13 protein-coding genes are annotated in these 14,612 nt (G+C 70.5%); 7 read left to right on the top strand and 6 right to left on the bottom strand.

Annotation, left to right across the window (positions count from 1 at the left end):
• The first annotated feature begins 174 nt into the window (after window positions 1-174).
• On the top strand, window positions 175-987 hold the full coding sequence (locus tag ABH935_RS26010) for a serine hydrolase (protein WP_370380547.1): 813 nt from the start codon (window positions 175-177) through the stop codon (window positions 985-987).
• Here ABH935_RS26010 and ABH935_RS26005 read toward each other — a convergent pair.
• From ABH935_RS26005 to ABH935_RS25995, 3 genes are all read right to left on the bottom strand, one after another.
• Window positions 959-1,777 carry a hypothetical protein gene (locus tag ABH935_RS26005; protein ID WP_370380546.1) on the bottom strand — a complete coding sequence of 273 codons (819 nt, stop codon included), beginning with the start codon at window positions 1,775-1,777 and terminating at the stop codon, window positions 959-961. The two genes, ABH935_RS26010 and ABH935_RS26005, sit on opposite strands and share 29 nt — an antisense overlap.
• The gene (locus tag ABH935_RS26000; protein ID WP_370380545.1) at window positions 1,777-2,307 is read right to left on the bottom strand and encodes a SigE family RNA polymerase sigma factor; all 531 of its coding nucleotides are present in this window, start codon (window positions 2,305-2,307) and stop codon (window positions 1,777-1,779) included. The genes ABH935_RS26005 and ABH935_RS26000 overlap by 1 nt, the downstream gene beginning before the upstream one ends.
• An 84-nt stretch (window positions 2,308-2,391) precedes the next feature.
• Window positions 2,392-3,303, bottom strand: a complete 912-nt coding sequence (locus ABH935_RS25995; protein WP_370380544.1) for a LysR family transcriptional regulator — start codon at window positions 3,301-3,303, stop codon at window positions 2,392-2,394.
• A 287-nt stretch (window positions 3,304-3,590) separates the two neighbouring features.
• Between ABH935_RS25995 and ABH935_RS25990 the strand changes: the two genes are divergently transcribed.
• Together ABH935_RS25990 and ABH935_RS25985 are read left to right on the top strand one after the other, a co-directional pair.
• Window positions 3,591-4,805: a peptidase M6 gene (locus ABH935_RS25990; RefSeq protein WP_370380543.1), complete on the top strand. Its 1,215-nt coding sequence runs from the start codon at window positions 3,591-3,593 to the stop codon at window positions 4,803-4,805.
• Between the two features lie 107 nt (window positions 4,806-4,912).
• Window positions 4,913-5,491 carry a GNAT family N-acetyltransferase gene (locus ABH935_RS25985; RefSeq protein ID WP_370380542.1) on the top strand — a complete coding sequence of 193 codons (579 nt, stop codon included), beginning with the start codon at window positions 4,913-4,915 and terminating at the stop codon, window positions 5,489-5,491.
• Window positions 5,492-5,586: 95 nt separating this feature from the next.
• Here ABH935_RS25985 and ABH935_RS25980 read toward each other — a convergent pair whose 3' ends face one another.
• Window positions 5,587-6,639 carry an NlpC/P60 family protein gene (locus tag ABH935_RS25980; RefSeq protein WP_370380541.1) on the bottom strand — a complete coding sequence of 351 codons (1,053 nt, stop codon included), beginning with the start codon at window positions 6,637-6,639 and terminating at the stop codon, window positions 5,587-5,589.
• Between the two features lie 210 nt (window positions 6,640-6,849).
• On the opposite strand from ABH935_RS25980, the gene ABH935_RS25975 reads away from it, so the two are divergent.
• Window positions 6,850-8,619, top strand: coding sequence for an ABC transporter ATP-binding protein (locus ABH935_RS25975; RefSeq protein WP_370380540.1), 1,770 nt, complete (start codon window positions 6,850-6,852; stop codon window positions 8,617-8,619).
• Window positions 8,620-8,766: 147 nt separating this feature from the next.
• Window positions 8,767-9,909: a calcium:proton antiporter gene (locus tag ABH935_RS25970; RefSeq protein ID WP_370380539.1), complete on the top strand. Its 1,143-nt coding sequence runs from the start codon at window positions 8,767-8,769 to the stop codon at window positions 9,907-9,909.
• Here ABH935_RS25970 and ABH935_RS25965 read toward each other — a convergent pair.
• Together ABH935_RS25965 and ABH935_RS25960 are read right to left on the bottom strand one after the other, a co-directional pair.
• Window positions 9,899-11,449 (bottom strand): long-chain fatty acid--CoA ligase, encoded by a 1,551-nt coding sequence (locus tag ABH935_RS25965; protein ID WP_370380538.1) that lies wholly within the window; start codon window positions 11,447-11,449, stop codon window positions 9,899-9,901. The two genes, ABH935_RS25970 and ABH935_RS25965, sit on opposite strands and share 11 nt — an antisense overlap.
• 96 nt (window positions 11,450-11,545) lie before the next feature.
• Entirely contained in the window at window positions 11,546-12,718 is a 1,173-nt protein-coding gene (locus ABH935_RS25960; protein ID WP_370380537.1) for an acyl-CoA dehydrogenase family protein, read from the bottom strand.
• Between the two features lie 143 nt (window positions 12,719-12,861).
• Here ABH935_RS25960 and ABH935_RS25955 point away from each other — a divergent pair, with 143 nt between their 5' ends.
• Both ABH935_RS25955 and ABH935_RS25950 read left to right on the top strand, forming a co-directional pair.
• Window positions 12,862-13,704 carry a TetR/AcrR family transcriptional regulator gene (locus tag ABH935_RS25955; protein ID WP_370380536.1) on the top strand — a complete coding sequence of 281 codons (843 nt, stop codon included), beginning with the start codon at window positions 12,862-12,864 and terminating at the stop codon, window positions 13,702-13,704.
• 108 nt (window positions 13,705-13,812) lie between these two features.
• Window positions 13,813-14,612, top strand: an 800-nt coding sequence (locus ABH935_RS25950) for a GTPase (RefSeq protein WP_370380535.1), incomplete at its 3' end; no start/stop codon positions are given.

The following is a 14,612-nucleotide window of genomic DNA, read 5'->3' as shown; positions in this document are numbered from 1 at the left end:
GTAGCGGCGGGACTGGCAGCACCGGAGGGGGTGCGGCTCGTGATCGTCGGCGGTGCGATCGCGGTGCGCGATGGGGTGCTGACGGCCGCGCGCCCGGGGCGTGTGGTGGCGGTTTGAGTGGCCGTGTAGCGGCGGGACTGGCAGCGGCGCGGAGAGCGAGTGAGAGGTGGCCTAGTGAGCGGCGATGATTTTGCAGCAGCACTGCCGGGCACGCTCGCGTACTCGGTCCCGGGCTGGGGCGAGCGTCGTGCGGATGAGGTGCTGACGTTGGCCAGCGTCGGCAAGCTCTTGCTTCTGGCATCGGTGGCGCGGGGTTTCGCAGCCGGCGCGCTGGATCCCGACGAGCAGCTGGCACTCCTCGACCAGGACTACAGCGCGGGCTCAGGCCTGCTCCGCAACCTTTCGGCACGCGAGTGGACCCTCCTCGACCTGGCCCGCCTCACCGCATCGGTCAGCGACAACACCGCGACCAACACGCTGTTGCGTCGGGTAGGGCTGGAGCGGGTCGCGGCGGACACCGCAGCACTCGGTTTGCGACAGACACGCATCCTGGACCGCATTCGCGAGCCCCGGCTGCCGGAGCATCCGCCGACCTTCGCAGTCGGCACCGCGCGCGAGTTGGCGGCGCTCGTCGAAGTTGTCGCCGACGACCGCGAGTGGGGCCCGCTCCTGATGGAGTGGATGGCCGGCTGCCTGGACCGGAGCATGGTGGCCGCCGCGATTCCCCACGATCCCGAGGACCTCGCGGTCCGCGACCTCCCGGCCAGCGGGCTATGGGTCGCGAACAAGACCGGCACCGACGTGGGGACGCGGTGCGACGTCGGAGTGGTGCGCGGCGCGCGGCAGGTTTGCTACGCGGTACTGACCCGCTGCTCCCCCGGAGACGAGTTCGCAATGGTGCAGGGGATGCAAGCCGTCGGGGCTGCGGTGGCTCGGCTGGCGGCTCCCGCCGCCACTACTACCCCCGAGCGAACCGCACCGCCGTAATGGAGTCGCCGTAAAGGTGCCCGTCACCATGCGCGCAGATGATGGCCTTGTTCGGGTTCGGCACCGCCGGAATCGTGCCCGTGAACCACACCAGCACGTACCGCGTCGTCACCGGATGAGCCGGGCTGAGAACCACCGTCGTCCCGACGTCGGCAGCCCCCGCGACCTTCGTGAACCCGGCCGGAGGCTGGTTCGGGCGGATCCCCGGCAAAGCCGTGTCCGAACCGTCCGCCGTCCACATCTCCAGATCGGCCCCCGGAACCCCGACGCTCACCGTCACCTCGCCGATGCTAGTGGCGGCGCCGAGATCGAAGATCAAGCCCGTACTCTTGGGAACGCCGTGGTACGTCGCGCGATCCTGGCAGTACTGATTCGTCTCCCACGCCCCAGTCCCGTTCAGCAGCCGCTTCACCTCGTCGCTGCCCTCAAGCCCGTCAGCGGAGTCGTAAACAGTCACCGCCACCGGCGCGACAACCTTCGCCGCCGACGGTGCCGACGATGCCACCGCTGTCGGGCTCTGCGACACCTGCGTCGGCCCCGGACCACCCCCCGGCGCCTTGCCCGCGCCGCCTCCCCCCTGCATCACGACCGTCGCGGCGACCAGCGCGACCGACAGCACCCCCGCCGCGACCCCGCCTTCGGCCACCCGGTGCCGGCGCTGCGCGCGCCGCAGCCGCGCACGGTCCACCACGACCGCGCCGATGTGCGCCGTGGCCAGCGCCATCACGTCGTGGAGCTGCTCGGCGTCCTGGTCCGCGTCCCCGGCGGCTCCGACAAAACCCTCACTCATCATTCACTCCTCGCGTCGGCGGCCATCAGTTCTCGAAGACGCTCCAAACCGCGCGCGGCCTGGGACTTGACGTTGCCGATCGAGCACCGCTGCACGTCGGCGACCTCCTGCACGCTCAGCTCCTCCCAGTACCGGAGCACCACGATCGTCCGCATCCCGTGCGGCAGCTCGTCGAGCGCGCGCAGCAAGCTGTCGCGCAGCGTGACGCCCTCGGCGTGGTCCCCGCAGCCGGGCACCGACGCCGCCGCGCTGTCGGGCCCGGTCGGCAGAGCGACCGTCGGCAGTTGCTTGGCCGAGCGCCAGGCGGCGTGCGCGTTGTTCACCACGATCCGCCGGACGTACGCCTCCGGGCTGTCCATCCGCCGGACCCGCGACCAGCGCGGGAAGGTCTTCTCCAGCGCCGACTGCACCAGGTCCTCGGCGGACTCGCGGGTGCCGACCAGCAGGTAGGCCGTACGCATCAGGGACTGCGAGCGTGCGGCGACGAATTCTTCGAAGCTCCGGAGACGTTCCGTTGTGTCGTGACCCACCCTGGTTCCGCTCCCGTCGTCCGATCAGCCGTCACTGTCTCAAGTGCGGGAGCGGGGCGGAGGTTGCACGCGGCGCGGAGAAAATCAGTGCGCGGCGCGCAGGTTCGCCGCCGTGGAGGCCAGATACGCCAGGAACGAGGCCAGCACCGGGTTCGGATTCGTCGGCCGCGAGGCCACGCCGATCGTGCGGTACAGCCGCGGGCCCGAGATCCGCGTCGTCTCCACGCCGCTGGTGTCGCTGATGCCCAGGCTGGGGATCAGCGCGATGCCGAGGCCGGCGCGGACCAGGCCGGTGATGACCTCGTAGTGGTCGCTGCGGCAGCGGATGTTGGGGACGAAGCCCTCCAGCGCGCACGCCCGCTCCAGCACCGACAGCACCGGGGAGCCGGTCCCGAAGCTGGTGATCCACTGCTCGCCGGCGAGCTCGTCCAGCCGGACCTGGCCGCGTCGTCCGGCGGGGTGCCCGGTCGGGACGACCAGCAGCTGCGGGTCGTTGAACAGCTCGCGGACCTCCACGCCCTCCGGCGGCGACCACGGGTCCAGGGCGTGCTCGAACATCACCAGCACGTCGATCTCGCCCTGCTGGACGGCCGGGGCCAGCTCGTGCGGCTGCCCCTCGACCAGGTCCAGCTCGACGGCCGGGTACCGGTGCGCGAAGCGCGACAGTGCCTGCGGCACCAGGCGGCGCCCCGCCGAGGCGAAGTACCCGATGCACAGGTGCCCGGTGTCGGCGCGGGAGTGCGCCATCAGGTCCTTCTCGGCGGCGTCGAGCAGGGCCAGGATCTCCTGACCGCGCAGCGAGAGCCGGCGGCCGGCGGCGGTCAGGCGCAGGCTCTGCGCGCCGCGCTCGACCAGGCTGACGCCAGCCTCCTTCTCCAGCTGCGAGAGCTGATGCGACACCGCCGACGGGGACAGTTTCAGCTCGCGCGCCGCTCCCGCGATGCTCCCGGACCGGTGGACCTCGGCCAGGATGCGCAGGCGGTGCGTATTGAGCATGCGGGCAGGCTATCCCTTACCGACGGTCGCGGTCCCGGGCCCGAGGCGCCGAGCTTCCGCGGCGTGAGGCGCTGGGCTCCCGCGGCTTGAGGCGCCGGGTTTCCGCGGCCTCCGCAACCGGCCGCCGGGACGAGCCCGAGGCAATTCCTTGCACACAGGTTCCCTCCTTTGGTGGATCACCGTTCGGCAGGAGGAGGAACCGAGGTGTGCATCCGTCCCCTGCGGGCAGTTCTGCTGCGCGTCACCAGCTGCGACACCCGCCACTGGCTCCAGACGGAAGGACCCGAATGCGCACGCTCCCCCGCCGGCCCGGTTCCCGACGAGCGGCCCACCTGACCGGTCTGGCCTGCGCCGTGGCGCTGCTGACCGCGTTAGTGCCGCTGGTCGGTGCCGGACCGGTCCGGGCCGACCGGCGCGACACGAGCGCGCAGTGCGTGCTGCCGAACCCCAGCGGCTGGACCGGCGAGGGCGAGACCACCGACTACAACCAGTTTCAGCGGCCGCAGGGGACGAGGACGGCGGCGATGCTGTTCGTCGACTTCCCGGACGCACCGGCCACGGAGCCCACCGACGCGTACTCCAAGTTCCTGGCCCCCGCGCACGACCTGATGACGCAGTTCTCCGCCGGTGCCGTAGACCTGAGCATCACGCCAGTGAACCACTGGCTGCACATGCCGCAGGACTCGTCCTCGTACGGCTTCGTGCGCGGGATCAGCTGGCCCCAGCAGGCACTGTACGTCAAGCAGGCCGGGGAGTTGGCGGCGCAGTACGTGGACCTGTCGAAGTTCGACATGGTCTACATCGTGCCGCCGAAGAACGCCACGGCCATCACCTTCTCCCCCGCCTACGTCTTCGACCCGAAGCAGCCGAACCTGGTGGTGAACGGCAAGGAGATGAAGTGGGGCGTCACCCTCGGGCAGGACATGTACTTCTGGGGCCCGAAGGTGCTGGTGCACGAGACCAGCCACACCTTCGGGCTGCCCGACCTGTACTCGTTCACGGACGCCGACGTGCACCACTGGGTCGGCGGCTTCGACGTCATGGGGAACATCAACGGCGACGCACCACACCACTTCGGCTGGGAGGACTGGAAGATCGGGTGGCTGGCCGACTCCCAGGTGGCGTGCCTGGACTCGCCCGGGAAGTTCTCGGTGCGGCTGAACGAGGTGGAGTCGCTCGGCGGGACGAAGATCGCGGTGGTGCGGACCGGGCCGACGACGGCGGACGTCGCCGAATCGCGCCGGCCCTACGGCGTCGACAAGGGGCTGTGCAAGAGCGGGGTCGTCATCTACCAGGTGGACTCCTCGACCATCAGCGGCGACGGGCCGATCCGGGTGCAGGACTCCTCGCCGGACGCGCCGACCACCACCGCCTGCGACGAGCCCGTGGACTGGGGCGCCTACCAGCCCGGACAGTCGTTCCACGACGATGCCGCCGGGGTGACGATCACGGTCGTCTCCGCCTCCTCGACCGGGGACGTGGTGACCGTCACCAAATCTTGATCGGCCGCGGACCGACACGCCCGGCATAAGGGGAACTAGGCCAGTACGCTCCTTACGAGGCCGGCCCGCCGGCCGGACACCTCGCCGCCGCAGCATCCAGGAGTGCCGTGTTCGCGATACCGCTCACCGAAGACGCCGAACTGCGCCCGCTGGAGGTATGGCAGGCCGCGGAGTTCTTCACCCACATCGAACGGGCCCGCGAGCACCTGAACCGCTGGATCGGTTTCGCCGACGCCTCCCCCGACCTGGCCTCGGCCCGCGCGATGCTGCAACGCTACGCCGACAAGCAGGCGGCCGACTCCGGCCGGATCTTCGGCATCTGGTACCGGGGCACGCTGGTCGGCGGCTGTATGTTCCCGCACTTCGACGACCAGAGCGGCACCTGCGAGATCGGGGTCTGGACCGAGCCGGCCGGCCAGGGCCACGGCCTGATCACCGCGGCGGTCGGGCACCTGCTGGACCACGCGCTGATCGAACGCGGGATGGCGCGCGCCGAATGGCACTGCGACCCGGAAAACGAGCGCAGCTGGGCCGTCGCCAAGCGGTTGGGGATGACGGCCGAGGGCACGTTCCGGTCGAGCCACGTGCGCCGCGGGAAGCGGCACGACATGCAGGTCTGGGGGATTCTGCGGGACGAGTGGATCGCGCAGCGGGTGGCGGAGAAGCAGGGCCGACTCAGGGATTGAATCAAAGTACGAACACGAACGAGCGGGCCGGCTCACCGCTGGAGTCCGGCCCGCTTCGCAAAGTCCTTACTCGCGGGCTCGCGCCCCTGGGGTCCCTAGGGACGCACGATGCCGGCGATCGGCATCTCGTGTATCGGCGCGTACTGCACGCCGGCGCTGGGGTTCGCGGCGTGGATCATGATGCCGTTGCCGACGTATATGCCCACGTGGTGCATGTCGCCGTAGTACAGGATCAGGTCGCCGGGCTGCATGTTGGACTCGGAGACCTTGGGGAAGGCCGCGTACTGGTCGCGCGAGCCGTGGTCCATCATCACGCCGGCCTTGCCCCAGGCGGCCATCGTCAGGCCGGAGCAGTCGTAGGCGTTGGGGCCGGCGGCGGCCCAGATATAAGGCTTGCCCACCTGCGCCTTGGCGAAGGCCACCGCTATCGCGGCACGGGCGTCGCTGGGGATCGGCAGGTTGTTGACGGTGGACTTGGGCACGTTGCCCGAAGTGGTGTTGACCAGCCGGTTGTACTGCACGCGCTGGGCGGCGGTGAGCTGGTTCAGCAGGTTCGTCGCCTGCTGCTCCTTGCCGTCGATGTCAGCCTTCTGCTGCGCCATCAGGTTCCGGGTCTTGGCCAGCATCGCGAGCTCGTCGCTGGCGCTGGCCTTGTCCTGGTTCAGCTGCCGCTGGATCTCCGCGGCGCTGCGCATCGTGGCCATCTTGCCGTCGGTCACCTGGGCCATCATGGTGGCCTGCTGCAGGTAGTTGTCCGGCGACTGCTGGAGCATCAGCTGCAGGGTGCTGTCCACGCCGCCGCTGACGTACTGCGCGGCGGCCAGGCCGCCCAGGGAGCTGCGCGCGGAGTCCAGGGAGCCCTGCTCCGCGGTGATGCGGGCCTGCAGCTGGTCCACCTTGTGCTGCAGGTCGTTGAGGCTGATGTTGGCCTCGTTGTAGGCCTCCGCGGCCTGCTCGGCCTGCTGGTGGAGCTTGTCCACCTGCGCCTTCACGTCATTGACGTTCGCATTCGGGTCGGCCTCGGCGGTCGGCAGCAGAGCCACCGAGCCGGCGGCCGCCGTCGCCAGCGTCACCGTCATCGCGGTCCGGGATACCGGAACGTATTTCTTGGGCGCGCGATGGGCCGCTTCCTTGGGCGACGTCACCATGTTTGTAGCCTCCGCTTCACCGTAAGGTTCGGCCCCACCATAGCCCCCTAGGGGGAAGGCAGACCAGAAAGTCCCGGCAAAGTCGGCGGGCATGCGACACCGCCCGAGCGGGGCGACCGCGCTCTGATACGCGGCTGACAAGGCTCGACGCGCTCTGAAAGACTTGATCCGTATATCCCGTCCGACCGCAAGTATTCGCGGAGTGCGTTCATGGCTTTGCCATCCGCCGATCCCCTCGACCACCACTACCGGGGCGAGCACCCGATCCGCACGCTCGCCTACCTCTTCCAGGAGGACCGGGGCCGCCTGGCCCTGGGTGTTTTGGCGTATTTCGTCAAGCACAGCCCCACTTTCCTGCTCCCGTTGGTGACGGCGGACGTCATCGACATCGTGGTGAAGCACCGACCGATATCCGGCCTCTGGATCGATTCGGGCATTCTCCTCGTACTGCTCCTGTTCAACCTTCCGGGGCATCTGTTGTATGTCCGCTGTTTCAGCCATTCGATCCGCCGCATGGGCGTCCGGCTTCGCTCGGCACTGGTGTGGCGGCTGCAGCACCTCACCATCGGCTACCACTCGCGGGTCAGCGCCGGCGTGCTGCAGGCCAAGGTGATCCGGGACGTCGAGGCCATCGAGCAGGCCGCGCAGCAGACCTCGGACAACGGCATCGGCGCGCTGGTGACGATGGTCGGCGCGACCGTCATCATCGCCTTCCGGGACCCGATCTGGCTGCCGGTGTTCGCGGCCCTGGTACCGGTGACGGTGCTGCTGGCGATGGCGCTGCGCAAGCCGATGAAACAGGACAACGAGTCCTTCCGGGAGGAAGTGGAACAACTGTCGTCGCGCGTGGTGGAGATGACCCACCTCATCCCCATCACCCGGGCCCACGGCCTGGAGCGCGACGCCTACCGGCGCGTCGACGGCACGCTGCGCCGCGTGCTGGCCGCCGGCCTCCGGCTGGACCTGATCAACGGCACCTTCGGCGCGATGGCCTGGATCGCGCTGAACTTCATGGGCGTGGCGTGCCTCACCGGCGCCGCGTACGCGGCGTACACCGGCGCGCTGGGCACGTCACCGGGCGACGTGGTGATGCTGAGCGCGTTCTTCACCACGCTGGTCGGCTCGGTCACCGCCCTGATGAACCTGACCCCGGTCATCACCCGCGGCCTGGCCTCGGTGCGCTCGGTCGGCGAGGTCCTGCAGGCCCCGGACATCGAGGAGAACGAAGGCCGGGAGGTCGTGGACTCGGTCCGCGGCGAGTTCCGGTTCGAGGACATGAGCTTCGAGTACCCGGACGCCGAGCGGCCGTCCGTGGCGGACTTCGACCTGGTGGTCCGGCCGGGCGAGACGGTCGCCTTCGTCGGGGCGTCCGGCGCGGGCAAGTCGACGGTGCTGAACCTGGTCATCGGCTTCATCCGGCCGACCGGCGGCCGCATCCTGCTGGACGGCCGCGACATGGCCGGACTGGACCTGCGGACGTACCGCAAGCACCTATCGATCGTGCCGCAGGAGACGACGCTGTTCGACGGCACCATCCGCGACAACGTGCTGTACGGCCTCGGCGGGGTGGACGACGACGAGCTGCGCAGGGCGCTGCGCGACGCGAACGCGCTGGAGTTCGTCGAGCGGCTGCCCGACGGGCTGGACACGCGCGTCGGGGAGAAGGGGGCGCGGCTTTCCGGAGGGCAGAAGCAGCGGCTGGCGATCGCACGGGCGTTGGTACGCGATCCCAGGGTGCTGATTCTGGACGAGGCCACTTCGGCACTGGACACGCAGTCCGAGCGGCTGATCCAGGAGGCACTGGGGCGGCTGGTGAGCGGACGGACGACGTTCGTCGTGGCGCACCGGCTGTCGACGGTGCGGAACGCCGACCGGATCGTGGTGATGGAGGGCGGCCGGGTGGTGGAGACCGGGACGCATGAGGAGTTGGTGGCTCGGGATGGGGCTTATGCCGCTTTGCACGGGGTGCGGGCTTCTTAGGTAGGGGCGGGTTTTGGTGGCGGCGGCGATTTGCCGCCGCCACTTTTTTGCGGCGTGAGGGGCGCCGGACGCCGCGACCGGGTCCGTTCCCCCATTCAGCCGTACCGACTTGGCCCCGCCCGCGCCGCTGCCTGATCGTGGCCTGCGATGAGCACCTCAGCCGAGCAAGGTCTGCCCGCGTGGGCCAGTTGGTCCAACGTCGTCCCGGTGCTGGCGATCGTGCTGCTGGCGTTCACGTGGGGGCGCGATCTGCCGACGTGGGTGGTAGCGCTCGTCGCGGTGTTCCTGTTCGGGGCTGTGCTGGCCGCCGTCCATCACGCCGAGGTGGTCGCGCACCGGGTCGGGGAGCCCTTCGGGTCGCTGGTGCTGGCGGTCGCGGTGACGGTCATCGAGGTGGCGCTGATCATCACCATGATGACCGCGAAGGGCGCGAAGGGCGCCGGGCTGGCGCGGGACACGGTGTTCGCGGCCGTCATGATCACCTGCAACGGCATCGCGGGCCTGTGCCTCCTGCTGGGCGCGCTGAAGCGGGGCCTGGCACTGTTCAACGCCGACGGGGCCTCGACCGTCTTCGGGGCCATCATCACGCTCGCCGGCCTGACGCTGGTGCTGCCCACGTTCACCACCTCGCAGCCCGGGCCGGAGTTCAACGACACCCAGCTCACCTTCGCCGCGCTGGCGTCGATCGCGGTCTACGGGCTCTTCATCAGCGCGCTCACGGTGCGGCACCGGCCCGACTACCTGCCGGTGGACACCGGGAGCGAGGCCGGCGGGCGCGACCAGGACGCCGACTTCACCCTCGACGAACACGGCTACGAAGGCGACCCGCCGACCGCCCGCCAAGCCCTGATCAGCCTGGCCCTGCTGCTCTGCGCCCTCGTCGCGGTGGTCGGCCTGGGCAAGGGCGTCTCCCCGACGATCGAGCGCGGCGTCGACCGGGCCGGGCTGCCGGCCTCGGTCGTCGGCGTGGTCATCGCGCTGATGGTGCTGCTGCCGGAGTCGATCTCGGCGGTGCGCTCGGCGCAGCGGGACGAGATCCAGACCAGCCTGAACCTGGCCCTCGGGTCGGCGATGGCCAGCATCGGGCTGACGATCCCGGCCATCGCGGTGTCCACGGTCTGGCTCTCGACCCCCCTGCTCCTCGGCCTGGACGCCAGCCACATGGTGCTGCTGGCGATGACCGTGGCCGTCGGCACGCTGACCTTCGTCCGAGGCCGCGCGACGCTGGTCCAAGGCGGGGCGCACCTCGTCCTGTGCGCCGGGTACCTGATCCTCGCGGTCAGTCCGTAGGCTTGCCGACCGTAGGCTTGCCGAACAGCTCGCGCAGTTCTCGCTTCAGCACCTTGTGGCTGGGCCCCAGCGGCAGCGCGTCCACGAACTCCACGCGCCGCGGGTACTTGTGACGGCCGAGATGCTCGTTGCCGTAAGCCAGAATCTCCTCGGCCGTCGGAACCCCCTCCCCCGCCACGACGACCGCCACGATCTCCTCCCCGTGCACGTCGTCGGGCACGCCGACGACCGCGACCTCGGTCAGCCCCGGCATCCGCAGCAGCGCGTCCTCGACCTCGCGGGGGTAGACGTTGAAGCCGCCGCGGATGATCAGGTCCTTGGTGCGGTCGACGATCGAGATGAAGCCGTCCGCGTCCCGCCGCCCCAGGTCACCGGTCCGGAACCAGCCGTCGACGACCGCCGCCGCGGTGGCCTCGGGGCGTCCGAGGTACCCGGTGAAGACGTTGTGGCCGCGGATCACGATCTCGCCGAGCTCCCCGCGCGGCAGCAGCTCGATCGCGTCGGGGACGTCGGGGTCCGCGATCTCCACGTCCACGCCCCACAGCGGGTGGCCCACGGTGCCGGCGCGTGTGCCGATCGAGAGCTGGTTCACCGAGGCCACCGGCGAGGTCTCGGACAGGCCGTAGCCTTCGAGCACTTTCGCACCGAACGCCGCCTCGAAGCGCTCCAGCACCGGCACCGGAAGCGAGGCCCCGCCGGAGACGCAGCGGCGCAGCGTCGGCATCCGCTCGGCGCGCGCCGCCGCCTCGACGAGGGTGACGTACATCGTCGGGACGCCGTGGAAGGTCGTGACGTGCTCCTTGACCATGAGCGCGATGGCGGCGTCGGGGTCGAAGCGCGGCAGCAGGACGACGGTGTGCCCCAGGCGCCAGGAGGCGTTCATGCTGACGGTCTGGCCGAAGGTGTGGAACAGCGGCAGGGAGGCCAGGACGACGTCGTCGCGGCGGAGCTCGTCACGGGCGTCGTAGGCGTCGGTGGTCGCGTTCATCACCAGGTTGAGGTGCGACAGGACGGCGCCTTTGGGCGTGCCGGTGGTGCCGGACGTGTAGAAGATGACGGCCGGGTCTTCGGGCTTGCGGGTGACGAAGGTGGGCAGCGGTGTGGCCTGCGCGGTCAGCTCCTCCAGGCGTCCGCCGGGGCCTACGGTGAGGAGTTTCGCGCCGGTCTGCTCGGCGGCCTTCGCTGCGGCCTCCGCCGCAGTGTCGGCGCACATCGCGTGGGCGATGACGACGGTGGCGCCGCTGTCGCGGAGCACGGTCTCGGCTTCGCCGGCGGTGAGGAGCAGGTGCACGGGGACCACGACGCCGCCGGCGGCGAGGATCGCGTAGTAGGCGCGCGGGAACTCGGCGGTGTTGGGGCACATCAGGGCGACCTTGTCGCCGGGGCGCACGCCTTGCTCGACGAGGGCGCCGGCTTGGCGGAGGACCTGCTGCCAGAGCTCGGCGAAGGTGTAGCGGCGGTCGCCTTCGATCAGCGCGACGGTGTCGGGGCGGCGCCAGGCCGGTTCGGCGAGGATGCTGGCCAGCGATAGGGAGGTCATGGCTGGTCGCTCGCTTCCTGCCGAGGTGCGGTGGGTGTCGTGACGGTGGGTGCTGGGTTTCGGTGGGGCCTCGGGGTACCCCGTTTCCCCATGGTCTCAGAAGGCGCTGACACCGGTCAGGGCGCGGCCGAGCAGCAGCTTCTGGATCTGGGAGGTGCCTTCGTAGAGGGTCAGGACCCTGGCGTCGCGCAGGTATTTGCCGACGGGGTACTCGTCGATGTAGCCGTAGCCGCCGAAGACCTGGATGGCGTTGTTGGCGGCGCGGACGGCGGCCTCGGAGCAGAAGAGCTTCGCGGTGGAGGCGGCGGTGGCGTAGGGCTGGCCTCGTTCGATGAGGTCGGCGACGCGCCAGACCAGGAGGCGGCCGGCGTCCAGGTCGACGGAGATGTCGGCGAGCATCTCCTGGACCAGTTGGTAGTGCGCGATGGGCTTGCCGAACTGGTCGCGCTGGGTGGCGTACTCGACGGAGGCGTTGAGGCAGGCCTGGATCAGGCCGACGCAGCCCGCGGCGACGGACATGCGGCCCTTGTCGAGGGTGGACATGGCGATCTTGAAGCCCTGGCCGACGTCGCCGAGCCGCGCGTCGTCCGGGACCCGGACGTCTTCCAGGACCAGCTCGGCGGTGGCCTGGCCGCGCAGCCCGAGCTTGCCCTTGATCTCGCGGGCCTGGAAGCCGGGGGTGTCGGTGGGGACGAGGAAGGCGGTGATGCCGCGCGGGCCGTCGTCGGGCCGGCCGTCTTTGTCGCCGGTGCGGGCGAAGATGAGGGCCACGTCGGCCCAGGTGCCGTTGGTGATGAAGATCTTCGAGCCGGTGAGGAGCCAGTCGCCGCTGGCGTCGTCACGGACGGCCTTGGTCTTGAGGTGGCCGGCGTCGGAGCCGTTGCCGGGCTCGGTGAGGCCGAAGCAGCCGAGGGCGTCGCCGGCGGTGAGGCGGGGGATCCAGCGGCGCTTCTGGTCCTCGGTGCCGTAGGCGAGCAGGGGCTTGGTGACCAGGCCGAGCGAGACGGAGACGATGCCGCGGACGGCCGTGTCGCCCCGGCCGAGCTCCTCCATGACCAGGCAGTAGGAGAGGTGGTCGCCGCCGGAGCCGCCGTACTCCTCGGGGATGGTCATGCCGAGGAAGCCCAGGTCGCCGAGGCGTTTCACGATGGAGCGGTCCACCGACTCGACCCGGTCCCAGGCGGCGGCGTGGGGGATGAGCTCGCGGTCGGTGAAGTCGCCGGCCAGGGCGCGGATCGCCTCGTGTTCGTCGGTGAGGGACAGGTCCATCGGGCACACCTCGGGGGTTGCAGAAACTAGCGCCGGGAGTTTTCTTGAACGTAGTCGGGAGAAACTAGCGGCGCAAGGTTTGGTGGGGGGTTTACTGGGTTCTCCACGACGAGGACCCACGGCTGTTTTCCAGGGAGGCACGGATGGCTCGGCCACGCACGCCGCTGCTCAGCCGCGACGGGATCGTCGCCGCGGCGCTGGCCCTGGTCGACGCCGAGGGGTTGGAGGCTTTGTCGACGCGGCGGTTGGCGGCGGAGTTGGGGGTCAGTGGGCCGAGTTTGTACAACCATGTGGCGACGAAGGATGAGCTGATCGACGCGGTGGTCGATTGCGTGGTGGCGGGGGTGGATGTCTCGGCTTTTGAGGGGTTGGGGTTGGGGTTGGGGTTGGGGTCGGGGTCGGGATTGGCGTCGGGGTCGGGGTTGGCTTTGGAGCCGGGGGGCGGGGGGTCTGGCGCTGCTGCTGCGGCAGGGGGCGGCCCCGCGACCGCCGGCTCGGTCGTCGGTGACGCGGCCGGCCCGGCGAACCTCCGTCCGGTCGGCGAGGAGCCGGCGTGGCGCGGCGTTTTGGCGACGTGGGCCCGTTCGTATCGTGAGGTGCTGGCGGCGCACCCGAACGTGGTCCCCGCATTGGCGCGCGGCTCGGGACGGCGTCCGGCGCAGCTCCACATCGCCGACGCGGTGTTCGGCGGCCTGGTCGATGCCGGCTGGCCACGCCGCGAGGCGACGAGCATCGGCGCCCTGATGCGCTCGCTGGTGATCGGCTCGGCGCTGGGCTCGTTCGCGGCGAGCTTCCCGGCCGACGCATCCGTCTACGAGGGCGTCTACCCGCACCTGGACCAGGCGCACCTACTCGCCGAGCACCAGCGAGAGATCGACGACCGGGCGTTCGAGGTCGGACTCTCGGCCGTGCTCGACGGCCTGGAGCTGCGGTTCGCGGCAATGCGCGCCGACACGCCGGGCCACACACAGAGCCAGCCGCACTAGCGCCCCAGACGCGGCGCCAACGCTTGTGAACTAGTGCACCAACACGACCCCGCCGCGATTTCGCCAACCAGGTTCCCCGCACGCGCCGCTTCCGGCATGCTTCGCGCTGTGGCGGTCACAGACAACGCGGCGACCGGCGACGCCGACCCCAGCGAACAGCAGCCGGAAGCCCTCATAGAGGCGACGACCGCCCTCCTGTCAGCGGTCACCGCCATCACCCTCCCCCTCGACCTCGCCACGGCCGAACCGGCCCGCCGCGCCCGCACGGAGATCGAGCACATCCTCAACGCCGCGATCCTCCCCAGACTCCGCACCCCGGACGCCCCACTCCTGTGCGCCCTGGCCGGCCCGACCGGCGTCGGCAAGTCAACACTGCTGAACGCCCTAGCCGGCACGACCCTCTCGGCGACGGGGCCACTCCGCCCGACGACACGAACGCCGGTGCTGGTGTGCAACCCGGCGGATTTGGGCGACGCCGATGACGCGGTGCGCGGTCCGGATGGCGAAGGCACAACTGCGGCGCGCGACGGTGCGCCGACTGATGGCGACGAAACGGACGCAGGCGAGTCCCGTGCCAGGGCGACGGAAAGCGTGAGCGGACCTGGGCCAGCGTCGACGGCACAGCCGGCACCGGTCGAGGACACGGAGCCAGCCGAGCAGCGCACGCCTGCTGACGCGCCGGTTCCGCCGGCCGATCAGTCGGCGCCCGCAGAGCAGCCAGCGATACCCGGGGAGTCGCGGTCGGCGGCGGAGCAGGGCGAGGCGGACTGTGAGCGCGGCACGGCAGAGCAGGGCGAGGCAGATCGCGGGCATGGTGCGGCAGAGCAGGCCGAGGCAGACCACGAGCACGGTGCGGCAGAGCAGGCCGAGGCAGACCACGAGCACGGTGCGGCAGAGCAGGCCGAGGC

The sequence above is a fragment of the Catenulispora sp. GAS73 genome, from assembly GCF_041262085.1.
GTDB lineage: Bacteria > Actinomycetota > Actinomycetes > Streptomycetales > Catenulisporaceae > Catenulispora.
Note: the sequence above shows the minus strand (reverse complement) of the source record. Positions and strands in the feature narration are given on the sequence as shown.

What these genes read in the sequence shown, in the direction of transcription:
- ABH935_RS25970 (WP_370380539.1), top strand. Translation starts at nt 8,767, where the DNA reads ATGAGCACCTCAGCCGAGCAAGGTCTGCCCGCGTGGGCCAGTTGGTCC.
- ABH935_RS25975 (WP_370380540.1), top strand. Translation starts at nt 6,850, where the DNA reads ATGGCTTTGCCATCCGCCGATCCCCTCGACCACCACTACCGGGGCGAG.
- ABH935_RS25965 (WP_370380538.1), bottom strand. Translation starts at nt 11,449, where the DNA reads ATGACCTCCCTATCGCTGGCCAGCATCCTCGCCGAACCGGCCTGGCGC.
- ABH935_RS25960 (WP_370380537.1), bottom strand. Translation starts at nt 12,718, where the DNA reads ATGGACCTGTCCCTCACCGACGAACACGAGGCGATCCGCGCCCTGGCC.
- ABH935_RS25990 (WP_370380543.1), top strand. Translation starts at nt 3,591, where the DNA reads ATGCGCACGCTCCCCCGCCGGCCCGGTTCCCGACGAGCGGCCCACCTG.
- ABH935_RS26005 (WP_370380546.1), bottom strand. Translation starts at nt 1,777, where the DNA reads ATGAGTGAGGGTTTTGTCGGAGCCGCCGGGGACGCGGACCAGGACGCC.
- ABH935_RS25980 (WP_370380541.1), bottom strand. Translation starts at nt 6,639, where the DNA reads ATGGTGACGTCGCCCAAGGAAGCGGCCCATCGCGCGCCCAAGAAATAC.
- ABH935_RS25955 (WP_370380536.1), top strand. Translation starts at nt 12,862, where the DNA reads ATGGCTCGGCCACGCACGCCGCTGCTCAGCCGCGACGGGATCGTCGCC.
- ABH935_RS25995 (WP_370380544.1), bottom strand. Translation starts at nt 3,303, where the DNA reads ATGCTCAATACGCACCGCCTGCGCATCCTGGCCGAGGTCCACCGGTCC.